At 75.4% G+C, this 16,088-nt stretch carries 8 protein-coding genes and 1 pseudogene; 5 read left to right on the top strand and 4 right to left on the bottom strand.

Going from position 1 to position 16,088, the window contains the following annotated elements:
- Positions 1–2: 2 nt before the first annotated feature.
- Positions 3–1,295, bottom strand: coding sequence for a PP2C family protein-serine/threonine phosphatase (locus VSR01_RS34060; protein ID WP_326452833.1), 1,293 nt, complete (start codon positions 1,293–1,295; stop codon positions 3–5).
- 190 nt (positions 1,296–1,485) lie between these two features.
- Between VSR01_RS34060 and VSR01_RS34055 the strand changes: the two are divergent.
- Positions 1,486–2,753 (top strand): annotated as a pseudogene (locus VSR01_RS34055) (SLC13 family permease).
- Between the two features lie 5 nt (positions 2,754–2,758).
- On the top strand, positions 2,759–3,427 hold the full coding sequence (locus tag VSR01_RS34050; RefSeq protein WP_442785602.1) for a universal stress protein: 669 nt from the start codon (positions 2,759–2,761) through the stop codon (positions 3,425–3,427).
- A gap of 115 nt (positions 3,428–3,542) precedes the next feature.
- On the opposite strand, the gene VSR01_RS34045 is transcribed toward VSR01_RS34050, so the two are convergent.
- The 3 genes from VSR01_RS34045 to VSR01_RS34035 form a co-directional block, all read right to left on the bottom strand.
- A complete protein-coding gene (locus tag VSR01_RS34045) occupies positions 3,543–7,727 on the bottom strand; it encodes a beta-galactosidase (protein ID WP_326452832.1) in 4,185 nt (1,394 codons plus the stop codon).
- A 251-nt stretch (positions 7,728–7,978) separates the two neighbouring features.
- Positions 7,979–9,208 (bottom strand): serine hydrolase domain-containing protein, encoded by a 1,230-nt coding sequence (locus VSR01_RS34040; RefSeq protein ID WP_326452831.1) that lies wholly within the window; start codon positions 9,206–9,208, stop codon positions 7,979–7,981.
- Between the two features lie 334 nt (positions 9,209–9,542).
- Positions 9,543–12,131, bottom strand: coding sequence for a polysaccharide lyase family 8 super-sandwich domain-containing protein (locus VSR01_RS34035; protein ID WP_326452830.1), 2,589 nt, complete (start codon positions 12,129–12,131; stop codon positions 9,543–9,545).
- A gap of 350 nt (positions 12,132–12,481) precedes the next feature.
- Between VSR01_RS34035 and VSR01_RS34030 the strand changes: the two genes are divergently transcribed.
- From VSR01_RS34030 to VSR01_RS34020, 3 genes are all read left to right on the top strand, one after another.
- A complete protein-coding gene (locus VSR01_RS34030; protein ID WP_326452829.1) occupies positions 12,482–13,156 on the top strand; it encodes a GPP34 family phosphoprotein in 675 nt (224 codons plus the stop codon).
- A gap of 243 nt (positions 13,157–13,399) precedes the next feature.
- The gene (locus VSR01_RS34025; RefSeq protein ID WP_326452828.1) at positions 13,400–14,752 is read left to right on the top strand and encodes a glutamine synthetase family protein; all 1,353 of its coding nucleotides are present in this window, start codon (positions 13,400–13,402) and stop codon (positions 14,750–14,752) included.
- Positions 14,749–16,032, top strand: a complete 1,284-nt coding sequence (locus tag VSR01_RS34020; protein WP_326452827.1) for an amidohydrolase family protein — start codon at positions 14,749–14,751, stop codon at positions 16,030–16,032. The genes VSR01_RS34025 and VSR01_RS34020 overlap by 4 nt, the downstream gene beginning before the upstream one ends.
- Positions 16,033–16,088 lie beyond the last annotated feature (56 nt).

Here is a 16,088-nt window from a genome sequence, read left to right as displayed (position 1 = left end):
GGTCAGCCGGCCCGGCGGAAGGCGACCATGGCGATGTCGTCGCCGAGCCGACCGGCGGCGTGCCGCTGGAGGTCGTCGCGGACGGCGACCAGCAGGTCGTCCAGGCCGCCCGCGCGGGCGCCCAGTTCCGGGAGCCGGTCGGCGAGCGGGTAGAACGCGCCGGCGGCGTCGCGCGTCTCGATCACCCCGTCGGTGTAGAGCAGCACGATGTCGCCGGGGTCGAGCGCGAAGGAGTCGACCTGCCCGGCGGACCGCGGGCCGAGGTCGCCGAGGCCGAGCGGCAGCCCGGGGACCGTCGCGTCCAGCGTCCGGACGGCGCGGCGCCGGATCAGCAGCGGCGGCGGGTGGCCGCAGTTGGCGACTTGCAGCACCCGGCCGCCGTCGTGGACGTCGACCACGGCGGCCGTCACGAAGCCCTCCAGCGCGGAGGGGCCGCGGCGTGCGGCGGCAGGGTCGTCGGCGGCGCCCGGGTCGAGGTGCGCGCCGGTGGGACGGTCCGTGCCGGCGGGACAGTCGGGGCCGGCGGGACGGTCGGGGCGGGCGGTCGAGCCCGCCGCGAATGCCGGGTCGCGGACGCCCGCCGGGTCGCCGACGCCCGCCGGGTCGCGGACGGGGTCGGGGGCGCAGGCGGCGTCCGGGTCGCGGGCGATGACGAGTTCGGCCAGGTCCTCGCGCAGCCCCGCGTCGAGCCAGCCCGGCAGCTCCGGCAGCGGCACGCCGCGCCGGCCCGCCCGGCGGAAGGCGCTGATCAGCAGTCCGGCCACCTCGACCGCGCCCAGGCCCTTGCCCTGCACGTCGCCGATGATCAGCCGGGTGTCGCCGCCGGGCAGCCGGGCCGCGGCGTACAGGTCCCCGCCGATCGCCGCCTCCTCCTCCGCGGCCAGGTACATCGAGGCGATGGTGAGCGGCCCGAGGCGTTCGGGCAGCGGGCGCAGCAGCACCCGCTGGATCACCGCGGCCACCCGGCGGACCTTGGCGAGCTGGCGCTCGCGTCGCTGTCTGGCCCCCGCTGCGGCGACCGCGCCCGCGCTGATCAGCACGACGGTGGCCAGGATGACGACGAAGTTGGCGGACCACATCTGGTCGTTGTCGCTCCCCGTCACCAGGATGCAGGCGACGGTGACCAGGGCGACGACGAGCACCGCGGACGGATCGAGGAAGACCGCGGCGAGCGCGGGGACCGCGACCATCAGACCGCCGATCCGCAGCTCGCTCCCGCCGATCAGGTCGACGGCGAGCAGCACCGCGACCAGCACCAGCGGGGCGGCCAGCCGGGCGTACGGCGACCTGGGCATCCACCGTCCTCGCGACCGCGCAGGCATGCCCCTCGACTCCATAGGACAAACGTACCCATCGCGGCGGAAAACGTGACCCGTGTGAGCGGTGTCCGCAGGTGGCCGGGGTCGGCGTGACAGACTCCACCGACCGCGGCGAGGTGATCCGCCGCCGGACATCGCGGGAACCGCGGGGAAGAGGGGTCGAAGCGTGAGCCAGGGCGTCGCCGAGGCGCTGAGCGCCGTCCTGCTGGTGTTGGTGCTGGGCTGTGCCGTGGCGCGGCCGTGGGGGCTGCCGGAGGCGGTCGTCGCGGTGCCGGCCGCGGCCGTGGTCGTGGGGAGCGGCGCCATCCCGCTGGACCACGCGCGGGAGGAGGCGCAGCGGCTCGGTCCGGTGATCGGGTTCCTCGCGGCGGTGCTGGTGCTGGCCCAGCTGTGCGACGACGAGGGGCTGTTCACGGCCTGCGGGGCGCGGATGGCCGGGGCGGCGGGGCCGGCCGCGCGGGTCCCGGCCGGCTGCTGGTCCAGGTGTTCGTGCTGGCGTCGGTGACGACGGCGGTGCTCAGCCTGGACGCGACGGTCGTGCTGCTGACGCCGGTGGTCTTCGCCACCGCCGCCCGGCTGGGCGTCCGGGCCAAGCCGCACGTGTACGCGTGCACGCACCTGTCCAACACCGCGTCGCTGCTGCTCCCGGTCTCCAACCTGACGAACCTGCTCGCGCTGTCGGCCAGCGGACTGAGCTTCACCCGGTTCGCCGCGCTGATGGCGCTGCCGTGGCTGGCGGCGATCGGCGCGGAGTACGCGGTGGTGCGCCGGTTCTTCGCCGCGGACCTTGCGGCCGGCGCGCCCGCCGACGGCGCCGCGGGCACACCGCCGCCGCTGCCGGTCTTCGCGCTCGTCACGGTCGGCGGCACGCTGGGCGGCTTCGTGCTGGCGTCGCTGCTCGGGATGGACCCGGCGTGGGCGGCCTTCGCCGGGGCGGCCGTGCTGGCGGTACGCGCGCTGGTCCGGCGGCGGACGACCGCCCCGGCGCTGCTGCGGGCGGCGGCGGTGCCGTTCCTGGCGTTCGTCCTCGCGCTCGGGATCGTGGTCAGGGCCCTGGTCGACAACGGTCTGACCGAGGCGCTGGGCCGTGCGGTGCCGGACGGCACCGGGTTCCTGGCGCTGCTGGGCACGGCCGCGCTCGCGGCGCTGCTGGCGAACCTGATCAACAACCTTCCCGCGGTGCTGGTGCTGCTCCCGCTGACCGCCCCGGCCGGGGCGGGCGCGGTGCTCGCGGTGCTGCTGGGCGTGAACATCGGGCCCAACCTCACCTACGCGGGTTCGCTGGCGACGCTGCTGTGGCGGCGTATCGTGCGGGAGCACGAAACGGACGTGGAGCTGGGCGAGTTCACCCGGCTCGGGCTGCTCGCCGTGCCTGCCGCGCTGCTCGCCGCGGTCGTGGCACTGTGGCTGTCGCTGACCGCGATCGGAGGCTGACCGCCGTGACGAGGGACACGAGCAGCGAGGACGCGCGCGGACCGGGCGGTGGGGGCCGGGGCGCGGTCGTCGCCTGGATCGTGGAGGGCACCTGGCCGGCCACCGTGGACGCGGTGCGCGAGCGGGCGCCGGCCGACGCGCCGGTGGTGCTGCTGCACGTGCCGGACCCGGAGGTGCCGGGCGCGGCGCACGGCGCGTTCGCCGGGCTGCTGGGGCGGGGTCGGCCGGAGCGCGATCCGGGGATCGCGCTGGAGCAGGCGGCGGAGCGCGGCGGCGACCGGCTGCTGGAGGAGGCGGAGCGGCGGCTGGGCCGCCCGGCCGATCGCGTGCTGCGCTCCGGGCGGGTGGAGCGGGAAGTGGTCGCGGCGTGCGAGGGCGCGCAGCTGCTGGTGCTGGCCCGCGACGGGGACAGGACCCGGCTCGGCCCGCACAGCCTGGGTCCGCACAGCCGCTTCATCGTCGACCACGCGCCGTGCCCGGTGCTGCTGGTGTGGCCGGACGCGGCCCCGGGCACCGACACCATCCCCCCGCCCCCGCCGCACGGTCCGGGCCGTCACGGCAGCCGCGGGCCCGGACGGCACGAGCCGCACGACAGCCACGGCCCCGCGGGCGGACCGCCGCCGCCCCCGCCGCACGGCGCTCCCCCGCCGCCGGACGCGCCGCCGCGGCCGTAGCGCGGGGATTCCCGCACCACGGCCGCGGACGCAAGCCGTCGGCCGGGCGGCCGGGCGGTGTCCGGAGTCCCCGGTCGCCGCCCGCCGCTCGGGCCGCGGGCATGAGGCGTCGGCGTCAGCCGGCCGCGCAGGTCAGGATCGGATTCGCCCAGTCCCCGTGGTCGTTGCCGTTGCCGTCGCCTCCCTCGCCGACGTTGAGGTCGAGGACCTGGCCCCCGGTGACCGGGACGTCGATGCTCACCGGCGCGGACGAGCCGCGCAGCACCGGCGTGGTGGTCAGGACCTTCCCGTCGAGCAGCACGGAGAAGGTGACCGAGCCCGGGTCGCCGTTGTCCACGCCGACCGTCGCGGTGAACCTGCTGCACCGCCCGTCGAGGTAGATCTGCACGTCGCTGGGCGAGTTGGTGCCCAGGCCCTTGGCGTAGACGGTGCCGCCGAGGGTGATCGGCGTGCCGTCGTCCGCCGCGGTGTTGCCGACGCTCTGGTCCCGCTCGACCGGGCCCCAGCCGTTGGTCGCGGACAGGAACTCCAGGTCGCTGACCTGGTTCTGGCCGGCCGGCGGCGGCGCGGGGACGCTGCCGACGATCCGCTCGTCGGTGACGGTGGTGGTCCTGCCGCCCTGGACCAGCCGCACCGCGGCCTTCAGGCCGCTGGCCTTGGCCGGTTGCGCGGGGGCCGTGACCTGCCAGCTGAAGGTGGCGGAGTGGCCGGGGGCCACGCTCGGCGCCGAGGCCGGGGTGGCGCGGCCGACCGTCCAGCCGTCCGGCGCGGTCAGCGCCGGGGCGACGTCGCGGGCGGTGGGGGCGCCGGCCGGCACCGAGACCGTCGCGGTCGCGGTGAACACCGTGCCGCCGGCGACCGAGCCGGGCGTGTGCAGGGCGACCGAGGCGCGCGGCGCGGCGGGCATCGCGTAGCGCACCGGGTCCCAGCGCGGGCTGGTGTTCTGCGCGACGGTCAGCGAGGACGCGTACGAGCCGTAGTTCGTCAGCGCGACCGTGCCGAGGCCGCCGGTGGAGCCGTCGAGGTTCCACACCGCGATCGCGATCGTGTTCCCGCCGTGCGGGTTCAGCACGCCGTCGGGCACCGGGAAGCTGTGCTGCGGGCCCTTGTAGTTGACGTAGTTGCCCATCTCCCAGCCGTTGACGTAGATCTCGGCCCGGTACATGCGCGACGGGTCGTCGCTGATGGTCAGGCCGAGCGAGGTGTCCTGTCCCTTGGGGAGGTTCAGGCGGACGTCGGTGCGGTACCAGGAGACGCCGGGGGTGGTGTCGGTGGCGGGCAGGCTGACGGGCTTCCAGCCCGTGGTCGGGTGGCCGGGCAGCATGTAGCCGGCGCGCTCGCCGTACAGGCCGCCGGTGGCCAGCGGGCCGCGCACGGTGTCCACCGGGGTCTCGCCGCCGCGGACGCCCTGCAGCCGCCAGGTGATGGTGCCGAGCGGGTCGCCGGCGAGCGAGGCGCCGGTCAGGCCGCGGGCGGCCTTGCTGCCGTTGGCGGCGTTGTAGTCCTCCTCGTGGCCCATGTCGACGGTCAGCACCGACACCTCGTTGTCCGCGCCGGTCTTGAGCACGCCGGCCGGGAAGGGGTAGGTCTTCTGCCCGTCGGCGGTGGAGCTGCCGAGGAAGACGCCGTTGAGCCAGACCGAGGAGGCCGCCGCGCCGCCGCCGCTCTGCGCGGACAGGGTGATGCCGGTCTGCCCGGCCGCGCCGGTGAACCGGCCGCGGTACCAGGTGCTGCCGGTGTGGAAGCCGTAGTCGTCGGCGAAGAGCACCGGCAGCGAGGCGGGGGTGGTGACGCTGTTGCTGCTGGTCTTGTCGGCCACCTGCCAGGTCGAGTCGTCGAAGCCGGGCTGCGACTCGGGCGACTCCTGGATGTGCTGCCAGCCGGTGAGGGCGGGCAGTGTGATCGGGGCGGCGGTGGCGATGGTCCCGGTGCGGCTGCCGGTGGCGGTCGGCCGGGTGTGCACGGGCGCGCCGTTCCAGGTCAGGGTCTTGGCGGTGCTGAACACCTCGATGTTCTTGTCGTCGCCGTTGTCGCCGGTGAGCGCGAGGTTCGCGCCGTGGGAGACGGCGCCGCGCAGCAGGTGGGTGCCGCGGACCAGGACCGGTCCCGCGGCGGTGTCCTGCCGCCAGAAGGTCTTGGCGGTGGCGGTGTCGGCGAGCAGCAGCAGGAGCGGGTGCGCGCCGCCGATCCGCACCCGGATCAGGCCGTCGTGCCGGTAGTTCAGCCGCAGGTCGCCGGTGGCCGGGTCCCAGGTGGTGGTGACGTCGCCGCCGGTGGCGGTGACGGCGGGCCGCTGGGCGTAGTGCAGCACGGTCTCGCCGTCGGTGCCCTGGTCGCCGTAGAGGACGGCCACCTCGCGTCCGCCGATGGCGGCGTCGGTCATGATCTCGGAGGTGGAGTAGCGCAGTTGGTTGCCGCCGAGGTCGTAGTCGGCGACGATCACCTTGCTCTGCCGGCCGTTCAGGCCGATGGAGGTGCCCGGGGCCTGCGGGACGGTGTAGACGGGCTCGGTGGAGCCGGCCCCGGTGGCCACGTCGATCGCGTCGATGGTGACGAAGGTGCCGGACGCGTTCGGGTTGCTCGCTCCGGTGGCCACGATCTTCAAGGTGTGCGGGCCGTCGCTGAGACCGCGGGCCTGGTAGGCGACGTACTGGTTCTGCTTGGTCGAACCGTACAGGTCGACGGTCTTGACCTTGGCGCCGTCCAGGTAGACGTCGGCGGTGCCGTGGTTGCCGTCGAGGTTGCTGACCCACTTCACGCCGGTGCCGGTGAAGGCGATGCTCGCGGCGTCGCCGGCCGTGTCGGTGAAGGACTCGGTGTGCTGGTAGTCGCCGCCGGTGTAGTTCTGCTCGCTGCCGACGTGCGACCAGTCGCCGCTGTACGCGATCGCGCTGTCGCGGTCGTCGTAGGTGTAGCCGGGGTGGGCGCCGAGGTCGATGGTGATGTGGGCGCTGTCCTTCGAGGTGGCGGTGGAGTCGGTGTGCCGCAGCACGTGGAACTGGGTGCCGGTGTCGGGGTTGCGGCGGGCGGTGTCGAGGACGGCGGCGTTGTCGGTGGGCACCGAGGGCAGCGCGTCGGTCTTGGTGAGCGGCGTGACCGCCTGGGTGAAGTAGCCGATCAGCTTGTCCTGGTCGTACTTCGGGTCCAGCTGCCGGTTCTCGCGGATCGCGGCCCCGTAGTCGTAGGACGTGTAGTTCTGCGGCTCGCCGAGGAAGCCCCAGTTGGTGCCGCCGTACGTCATGTAGAAGCTCTGCGAGGTGGCGCCGACGGCGATGTTCTGCTTGTAGAACACGTCCGCGAACTGGTCGTTGATCAGCTGCGCGCACTTGTCGTAGCCGGGTCCGCCCCACGGGTCGAAGGCGCCGCCCTGGAACTCGGCGGTCTCCAGCGGCTTTCCGTCCGGGTGGTCGTAGCTGATGTCGGGGACGCCGCTCCAGCGCGTGGGCGTGCTGCAGTTGAAGCCCTGCGGGTAGGAGTCGGCGCCGTCGACGTCGAGCGCGGCGTCGCCGGAGTTGAAGGTGCCGTTGTTGTTGCCGACCAGCGGCACGGTGATGCCGTCGGCCAGCGCCTTGTCCTCCAGGTGCTTCATGTACGAGCGGCCGTCGGCGTTGCCGTTGTAGTACTCGTTCTCGACCTGGTACTCGATCACCGAGCCGGTGCCGTCGGTGAGCTGGTGGCGGCGCAGGATGCGGTCGATCTGCGTCTGCCACTCGTCGCTGTACTTCAGGTACTCGGGGTCGTCGGTGCGGGTGTGGCCGCCCTTGGTCGACAGCCAGCCGGGGAAGCCGCCGCCGTCCACCTCGGCGTTGATGTACGGGCCCGGGCGGGCGATCACGTAGATGCCCAACCGGTCGGCCATGTCGAGGAGTTTGTCGACGTCGCGGACGCCGGTGAAGTCGTAGACCCCGGGCGCCGGGGAGTGGTAGCCCCAGTCGAAGTACAGGGAAACCGCGTTGAACCCCGCGGCCTTCATCTTCTGCAGCACGTCGTACCACAGGTCCTGGCTGGGCAGCCGGAAGTAGTGGAACTCGCCGGACCACAGGTAGACGCGTTTGCCGTCGATCAGGTACGAGTAGCCGTCGTAACTGACGGTGTGGGCGCGGCCGTCGTGCGTGGCGACCGCGGCGGCCGGGGTGGCGGCGGTCGCCGAGGAGGCTGAGGCGGGGCGGGCGGCGGCGCCGGCGGTGCCGCCGAGGCCCACGCCGAGCCCGGCGGCCAGCGCCAGGGTGACGCCGGTGGCCACGGCGCGTCGGAGTATCCGGTGCCGCGGATCGCGGCGCCGGGAGGGGTGCAGGGGCATTCGTCGACCTCCACGTCGGGTGCGGGAGCGCGTACGGACCGGTCCGGCGCGACGTTCGGCGGTCGTGGGGCTCGCCAACCGCCGCGCGGTGCAACGAGATTGTTGATATATGTGCGAACCAGTCGGTTGGCGTCCGGAAGTGTTCCATCCTGCTGGTGGCGGCGCAACCATTCCGACACAACCACTCCGGAGCGCTACCGGGGCTGCGCTGCGTCACCGCGCGGGGAGGGGCGCCGGCCGCCGTACCGGCCCTACCGCGCGCCGTGCAGGGCGGCGCAGACGAAGTCCTCCTCCAGCGCGCGCAGTTCGGGCAGGCGCTGGGGGTCGACGGTCGCGTTGACCTGGCGGGTGATGCTGACCGTGACGGCGCGCCGGCCGTCGGCGGTCGCCGCGGCGAACTGGGTGTAGCCGGGGAAGTTGCCGGTGTGTCCGTAGACCGTGCCGCAGCGGGTGGCGTAGCGGAAGACCGCCAGCCCGGCGGCGTTCACGCCGGGACCGGCGGGCTCGGAGGCGCCGGGCACGAAGGCGAACTGGGCGCGCCGGACGGCCGGGCCGAACAGTTGGCCGCCCGCGTAGCCGGCGGTGAACGCGGCGAGGTCGTCCGGCGTGGAGACGATGCCGCCCGACGCCCACACGCCCGACGCGCTGAGCAGGGTGCTGACGTCCTCGGGCGCGCCGCCGTCCTCGCCCGGGGCGTAGCCGTGCAGATACGGCTCGGGCAGCCGCCAGTCCTGCGGCAGCGTGGTGTCGCGCAGCCGCAGCGGCCGGTCCACCAGGGTGTCGAGCAGGCTCTCGTAGCGGCGTCCGGTGGCGGCCTCGGCCATCAGCGCGACCGCGATGTTGTCGGAGTTGGAGTAGTGGTAGCGCGAGCCCGGCGCAAAGCCGAGCGGCAGACCCGCGACGTAGTCCAGCAGACGGCGCGAGTCGAAGTGGTGGTGCGGGTCGGCGGTCAGCTCCGCGACGAAGGAGGGCGCCTCGGAGTAGTCCGGCAGGCCGCTGGTGTGCTGCAGCAGTTGACGCAGCGTCACCTTGCCCCACGCCTTGGGCAACCGGGGCAGCCGGCGCCCGATCGTGTCGTCCAGGCGCAGCCGGCCCGCGTCGACCAGGGACAGCGCCACCGCGCCGCTGAACGCCTTGGCGGTGCTGGCGATCCGCATGTGGTCGCGGGCCCGCGGCGGCCGCCCGGTGGCGAGGTCGGCGACGCCGGCCCGGTAGACGGCGCGGCGGCCGTCGACGCGGATCACGGCGACGGCGCCGGGCGGCCCGCCGGGTGCCGCGGTGAACGCGGCGAGACGGGCGCGGAGGGCGCGGTCCTCGCCGGCGGACGCGTGCGGTCCGGAGCGCCCGGGTGATTCCGCGTGGCCGGGCGTTCCCGCGTGCGCCGGTCCGGACAGGAGGCAGCCGAAGGAGGCCGCCGCGGCGAGCAGCGCGGCGGCGAGGCGGGGACGACGGACGCGGCGGGCGCGGCGGGCGACGGGCATGGGCCGTACCTCCAGATCGCTGCGGCGGTCCGGCCCGGCACGGCACGGCACGGCGGGGGCCCGCTCGGGGTCGGTGCCGGCCGGGTCCGGCGGACGGCGATCACAGGGGTCCCCCGCGGCGGGCGCGGCTATGCGCGGCATCACTCCGACGCGCGAACGGCGCGGCGCGGACATGGGCCGACCGGGTGCGGCCGGGCGGGGCCGTCCGTGGGTCCGGCAGCGCTTCGGGCAGCGAATCCGGCTCGGGGTCCGGCTGGGCGTCCGGCTGGGGGTCCGGCTCGTGACCGGGCCCGGGACCGCGCGTGGGACCGCGCGCAGGACCCGGCGCCCCGGGTCAGCGGAGGGCCGCGGTGAAGCCGCGTCCGTACGCGTGGCGGGTGGCCACGTCCAGCCGGGTGCCGCCGGGGACGCGGCGTACCCGGACGCCGTCGTCGGCGGCGGTGGGCCGCAGCCGCCTGCCGCGCAGCAGCACCGAGACGGCGTCGCGCTCGGTGGTGGGGTCGCTGACCGCGATCCGCACCGAGCCGTCGCCGCCGGTGCGCAGCAGCACGCCCGCCGGTCCGTCGAGTTCCAGCGGTCCGGCGCGGTGCGCTCCCGCGGTGAAGGCGTTGGCGGCGAGGATGCCGAGCCGGGTGTGCCGCACCGCCTGCAACCGCGTGGTGTTCGCCAGGACGGCGAGCGGCCCGTGCTCGTACGCCGCCAACTGCCCCTCGGTGGCGTGCGGGACGATCGCCCAGGCCATGGACCGGTGGGCGTCGCCCGGGGGTTGGGGCACGGTGAGGCCGAACACCTGCTTGGTGACCGGGGTGTCGGGGTTCGCGGTGCGGATCGCGCGGCGGCTGCGGGTCACGGTCTCCAGTGCGACGGTGGGCACGGCGGGGGCGAGGAAGGCGTAGCCGACCGCGACGCCCTGCGCGGCGTCGGAGTAGCGCAGCCAGGCCAGCGGGCCGCTGCCGGTGCCCGACCAAGGCGCGCCGCCGCGCAGCGCCCCGGTGAGGGTGACGGGCGCGTCCGGGTCGGCGATCCGGGTGTCCACGGTGGTGGTCACCGCGCGTCCCGCGCCGTCCCCGACGCCTGCCGCCAGCACGACGATCTCGTCGTCGAACATGAACCACGACTTGGTGGCGTCGGCGTTGCGGTAGGCGGTGAAGTCCGCCGGCAGCAGCCCGGCTCGGGCGTCCCGGTAGGCCACGTCGCTGGACTGCGCGAGGCCCGCGACGCCGTAACCGCCGAGGCGCACGCCGCCGGAGAAGGCGTTGGTCGCCAACGGGAAGTACACGTAGGTGTTCTGCGACGGCGAGGACGAGGTGAAGCCGGCCGCCGGGTTGTCGTACCACGCGGCGCCGTACAGCTCGGGGACGGATCGCCGGGTCTCCACCGGCGCGGTGACGCCGCCGAGCGCGTACGGCGACACGGTGGTGAAGTGGTCGACGCCGAAGGCCTTCCGCTGGTCCTGGCCGGACAGGTAGAGGTAGTGGGCGCCCTGTCCCTGGAACCACGGCATGAGGTTCTCGCCGCTCATGTACTCGTAGCCGCTGATCCGGCGGGAGCTGCGGGACAGCGCGAAGGCGTAGCCGGGGCGGCGGTGCACGGTGCGGTCCATCGCGTTGAACGCGGCATGCGAGGCGGGGGCGTTGAGGTCGCGCGCGGGGATCGCGGGGTCGGCGAGGATCGCGGCGTGCCGGGCGACGCCGACCGGGGAGACGAAGGCGGCCGGATCGGGCGGCGTGCGCGAGGCGGTCGCGACGTACTTGACGAACGCCGCCAGGTCCGCGGCCTGCTGACCCGTCGTCAGCGCGGCGAGGTCCACGACGGCTTCGACGACGGCGGCCGCGTCCGCGTACCCGGTGGTGGTCCTGGACACCGCGCGGCCCTTGACCGTCTCCATCATCCAGCCCTCGAACAGCAGCGGCGCGAAGGCGTCCACGACCCAGCCGCGGACCACTTCGACCAGTTCGCCGCCGGGGGCCCACTGCGTGCCGGCCAGGATCTGGACCGTCTGCACCACCCGGGTGAGCAGCCCGGCGCCGTACGAGCCGGTGTAGGCGACCGAGGCGTGCTGGATAAAGGAGCCGTCGGCGTGGAACCCGTCGGTGACGCCGTGCCGGGGCGCGTACGGGTCGACGGTCGCGTAGACGGTGAGTTGGTCGGCCACCGCCTTGGCGATGCGTGCGCCGTCGCCGGCGACCGCGCCCTGCAGGACCCGGTTGGTGGTGATGTCGGCGAGGTTGGCGCCGGTGTGGAAGCGGGAGTCGAGGTCGACGTCGCCGTCCTTGCCGTTGCGCAGGTAGCCGTCCATCGCGGCGACGTAGGCCGGGGTCAGGTCGGGTCGCGCGGCGGCGAGCGGCACCGCGAGCAGCAGCAGGGTGCGGGAGACGTGGGTGGAGATGCCGATCTCCCAGGTGAACCAGTTGCCGTAGTAGCCGGTCGCCTGGTCGCCGTAGTAGCCGTCGTAGAGCGCCGCGAGGCCGTCGACGACGCGCCGCTGGGCGGCGGCGTCGCCGCGCAGGGTGGTCCCGGCGGGACCGGGGACGCGGGTGGCGAGCGCGATCTCGTAGAGGTACTGGAACGACGTGGTGAGGTGCGTGTCGCTGGTGCCGAGCGGCAGTCCCCGGAACAGCTCGCCCGTCCCCGCCGCGTCCATGGCGGCGAGCCGCGCGCGGGCGGTGGCCTCGACGGCGGCGAGCTTGGCGGCGGTCGCCGGCAGGGCGTTGGAGGCGTCGGTCCCGGCGAGGAGCCCGGTGGTGTTCGCGATCACCGCGGCGTAGGGATCGTCGGCGGCGCGGGCGGCGTACGGGACAGCGCCGACGTGCGGGGAACCCGCTCCGGGCGTGGCGCCGGCGGGGGCGGCGCTCCCGAGCGCGAGGGCGGGCAGCGCGGCGGCGGGCAGCGCGGTGAGCAGGGTGCGGCGGGGTATCGGCACGACGGCCCTCCGGGGTGTGGGGTTCCAGGAGCAGTAAGCGCTTGCTGCACGCGTACGGCATTCAACCGACACGGGCCCCATCTGTCACCACTGTGCCCACGATCACCCTCGCCCGCGACGCACGGCCCGTGTCCCGCGCGGTGCGGCGCCCGCCCTGCCCGCACCGCGGCGCCGCCTCGCGTGCGGCGACCAGGTGCGGGCGGGCGCCGGGGCCGGGGAGCGACGCCCTGCCGCAGCCCGGCGGCGGAACCGGGCGGGCACGATGATCGCCGGGAGGGATAATGGGCGGGTGGCCGGGCGGCGGGGGTGCCGGACCGGCCGGCCGTGGCGTCTTCCGGGGAGCACCGCTCATGACCACCGCTCGGGACCTTCTGACGATCACGCTGGACCTGCCGTCCGCCCGGTCGGTGGAGCGCGGCGACCTGTCGCTCGGGCTCGCGGCGGCGGAGCTGGTCGACCTGCTGAAGCTGGACGCCGCGGTGCTCGACGGCGACCGGATCGTGCCGCGGTCGGCGGGCGGGGGCGCGGCGATCGGGGACGGGGCGGGCGGCGCGGGCGGCGACGGCGGTGCGGGCTGGGCCGGCGACCGGATGCTCGGCGAGGCCGCGGCGGCGCTCGCCGCGGGACCGCGGGGCGAGCCCGAGACCGTCGAGGACTGGCTGTGGCGCCGGGGGCGTGATCTGACCGGCGCGTATCTCGACGCCTTCGAGGCGGAGGGGCGGCTGACCCGCGAGCGGCGGCGGCGCTGGGGGCTGCTCACCCCCGGGCGCGTCGTGCTGGCCGACTCGCCCGAGCGCCGCCGGGCCGCCCACCGCTGGTCGGCCGACGAGCCGCTGCTCGTCGCACTGGCCTGCGCGGTCGGCACCGGCGTGCTGCAGCCCGAACCGCCGGACGCGCTCGGCTCTCAGGTCGTGGCGGTCCTGGACGCGCTGCACCAGGCGGTCGCCGAGCTGGCCGAGGAGCGGGCCCGCCGCGCCCGCCGCAAGGACGAGGCCCGCATCACGTCGCTGCGCCGCGGCTACTGAGCGGCTCGGCTCCCGGTGTGCGACGCGCGGTGTGCGACGTGCGGTGTGCGACTCACGGTGTGCGACTCCCGGTGTACGACGTGCGGCGACGCGTACGCGCGGGGCGCGTGAAGGTCTGCGGGAGCGGTGGGCCCCGGCGGTAGCGTGGTGGGCGGTCGGGCGACTCTCCCGCCCGCAGGCGGGGGTCCGGGCGCCGAGCCGAGCCGCCCCCGCGCCCCTGGTCCGCCCGCCGTGGAGGTTCCCGTGCCGCTCAGCGAGTCGCTGCCCGTGCTGTCCGACGCCGATGTGGCGCAGTACCGGGCGGAGTTGGGCACCGCCGGGGTGCGGGTGCTGGTCGGGTCGGTGGTGGACATGGGCGGCGTGGCGCGCGCGAAGTCGGTGCCGCTGCGGCGGATCGGGGAGTTCCACCGTTCGGGCATGGGCGCCTCGCCGACCTGGGGTTCGTTCTGCGTCGACAACACCATCGTGTTCACCGAGCGCCTGGGCGTCGTCGGCGATCTGCGGCTGCGCGCCGACCTCGCGGCGGCCCGCGCGATCGGCGACGGGTACGCGTGGGCGCCGGCCGAGGTGTTCGGCCAGGACGGCGAGGAGTGGCCGGGCTGTGCCCGCGGGCGGCTGCGCCGGGTGCAGGCGGCGGCCGAGGCGGCCGGACTGACCGCGACGGTGGGCCATGAGCTGGAGTTCACCCTCACCGACGCCGCGGGAGAGCCGCTGCCGGAGCGCCGCTGGCAGCCGTACGGACTCGGCACGCTGCTCGAACACGGCGGCCTCGCCGCGGAGTTGACCGACGCGCTGGAGGAGGCCGGCGCACCGGTCGAGCAAGTGCACGCGGAGTTCGGCACCGGGCAGTTCGAGGTGTCGCTGTCGCCGTCCGCGCCGCTGGAGTCGGCCGACCGGGTGGTGCTGGCGCGACTGGTGATCGGGCGGGTGGTGCGCGCGCACGGCCTGCTGGCGTCGTTCTCGCCGCTGCCGTTCGGCGGCGGCGCGGGCAACGGCGCGCATGTGCACCTGTCGTTGGAGCGCGCGGGCGTCCCGCTGCTGTCCGGCGGGCAGGGCCCGCACGGGCTGACGCGGGAGGGGGCGGCGATGCTCGGCGGCATCGTGGCCGGTCTGCCGGAGACCGTGGCACTGCTCGCCGGCTCGGTGCTCTCCTTCGCGCGGCTCGTTCCTGGTTCGTGGGCGGGCGCCTACGCGTGCTGGGGGCTGGAGAACCGCGAGGCCGCGGTGCGGCTGGTGGCCGCGACGCGGGGCAATCCGCACGGCGCCAACGTCGAGGTCAAGTGCGGTGATCCGGCGGCGAACGTCTACCTCGCGACCGCCGCGGTCCTCGGTCTGGCGGTGCGAGGCGTCGCCCGGGGCGCCGAACTCCCCCCGGAGGTACGGGTGGACCCGTCCACCGATCCCTCGGCCGTGCGTCTGCCGGTCGACCAGGGCGCGGCCCTCGACGCCCTCGCGGCCTCCGCTCTCGCCCGGGACATCGTCGGCGACGACATTCTCGACGCGACGCTCGCGGTGCGCCGCCACGAGCAGACCACCTACGGCGAACTGCCGGTGCCCGCCCTGGCCGACCGCTTCCGCTTCGCGTGGACCTCGTGAACACCAGCGCCGCCGGGAGCGGCGGGACCGCGCAGCCCACCGGGACGACGTCCCAGCCCACCGGGACGACGTCCCGGACCGCCGCCGGCGCCGGGTCCGCCGTGGGAAGCACCGGGTCCGCCGAGGTCGCGCGACTGGCCGAGTTCACCGCCGGGTTGCGGCTGGTGGACCACCACGCGCACGGCGCGTTCCGCGGGCCCCTGGGGCGTACGGAGTTCGAGGAGTCGCTCAACGAGGGCTCCACGGGCGGGATTCCGGCCGGGACCACGGCGTTCGACACCCACCTCGGTTTCGCCGTACGGCGCTGGTGCGCGCCGTTGCTCGACCTGCCCGCGCACGCGCCCGCCGAGGACTACTGGGCGCGGCGGGCGGTGTTGGGCGACGCCGAGGTGGCGGCGCGGCTGCTGCCGGCGGCCGGCGTCGACCGCTGGATCGTCGACGCCGGTCACGCGGCCGAACGGCTGCTGTCCCCGGGCGAGTTGGCACAGGTCGCGGGCAGCACGGCGCACGAGGTGGTGCGCTTGGAGGCGGTGGCCGAGGAGGTGGCCGCGACCCTGGCCGGGCAGGGCGCGACGGACGGGCGCGGGTACGCCGACGCCTACCGCGATCTGCTGCGTGCGGCGGTGGCGCGTGGCGCGGTCGGCGTGAAGACGGTGGTCGGCTACCGCGCGGGCTTCGACCTGGACTGGAGCGAGCCGGACGCCGACGCGGTGCGCCGGGCCGCGGCCCGTTGGCTGGCCGAGTCGGCGCGGGCGCCGGGCCGCCCACGGCTCGCGGACCCCGTGCTGCTGCGCTTCGGCGTCCACTGCGGGGTGCGGCTCGGTCTTCCGGTGCAGGTCCACACCGGTTTCGGCGACCGGGACCTGGACCTGCACCGGGTCAACCCGCTGCTGCTGACCGACCTGTTGCGGCAGCCCGCGGTCGCCGCCGTGCCGGTGATGCTGCTGCACTGCTACCCGTACCACCGGGAAGCGGGTTATCTGGCCCAGGCGTTCGACCGCGTCTACTGCGATGTCGGCCTCGCGCTCAACCATGTCGGCGCGCGTGCCGCCGCGGTGGTCGCGGAATCCATGGAACTCGCCCCGTTCGGCCGCCTGTTGTTCTCCTCCGATGCCTGGGGGCCGCCCGAACTCCACTACGTGGGCGCGGTGCTGTGGCGCCGTGCGACCGCCGCGGCGATCGGCGCCTGGGTGGCCGCGGGCGACTGGTCCGCGGCCGACGCCCGCCGCGTCGCCACCATGATCGGCCGCACCAACGCGCTGGAGGCGTACGGCCTGTGAGCGGACAGCGTCCGCCCGCCGGCCGACGCGCGGGCGGAAATCCGCACGACACGGCG

The organism is Actinacidiphila sp. DG2A-62, from assembly GCF_035825295.1.
Lineage (GTDB): Bacteria > Actinomycetota > Actinomycetes > Streptomycetales > Streptomycetaceae > Actinacidiphila.
Note: the sequence above shows the minus strand (reverse complement) of the source record. Positions and strands in the feature narration are given on the sequence as shown.

Excerpts from the sequence above, each read along its gene's own strand:
- VSR01_RS34060 (WP_326452833.1), bottom strand. The coding sequence starts at position 1,295 with ATGCCCAGGTCGCCGTACGCCCGGCTGGCCGCCCCGCTGGTGCTGGTC.
- VSR01_RS34045 (WP_326452832.1), bottom strand. The coding sequence starts at position 7,727 with ATGCCCCTGCACCCCTCCCGGCGCCGCGATCCGCGGCACCGGATACTC.
- VSR01_RS34040 (WP_326452831.1), bottom strand. The coding sequence starts at position 9,208 with ATGCCCGTCGCCCGCCGCGCCCGCCGCGTCCGTCGTCCCCGCCTCGCC.
- VSR01_RS34030 (WP_326452829.1), top strand. The coding sequence starts at position 12,482 with ATGACCACCGCTCGGGACCTTCTGACGATCACGCTGGACCTGCCGTCC.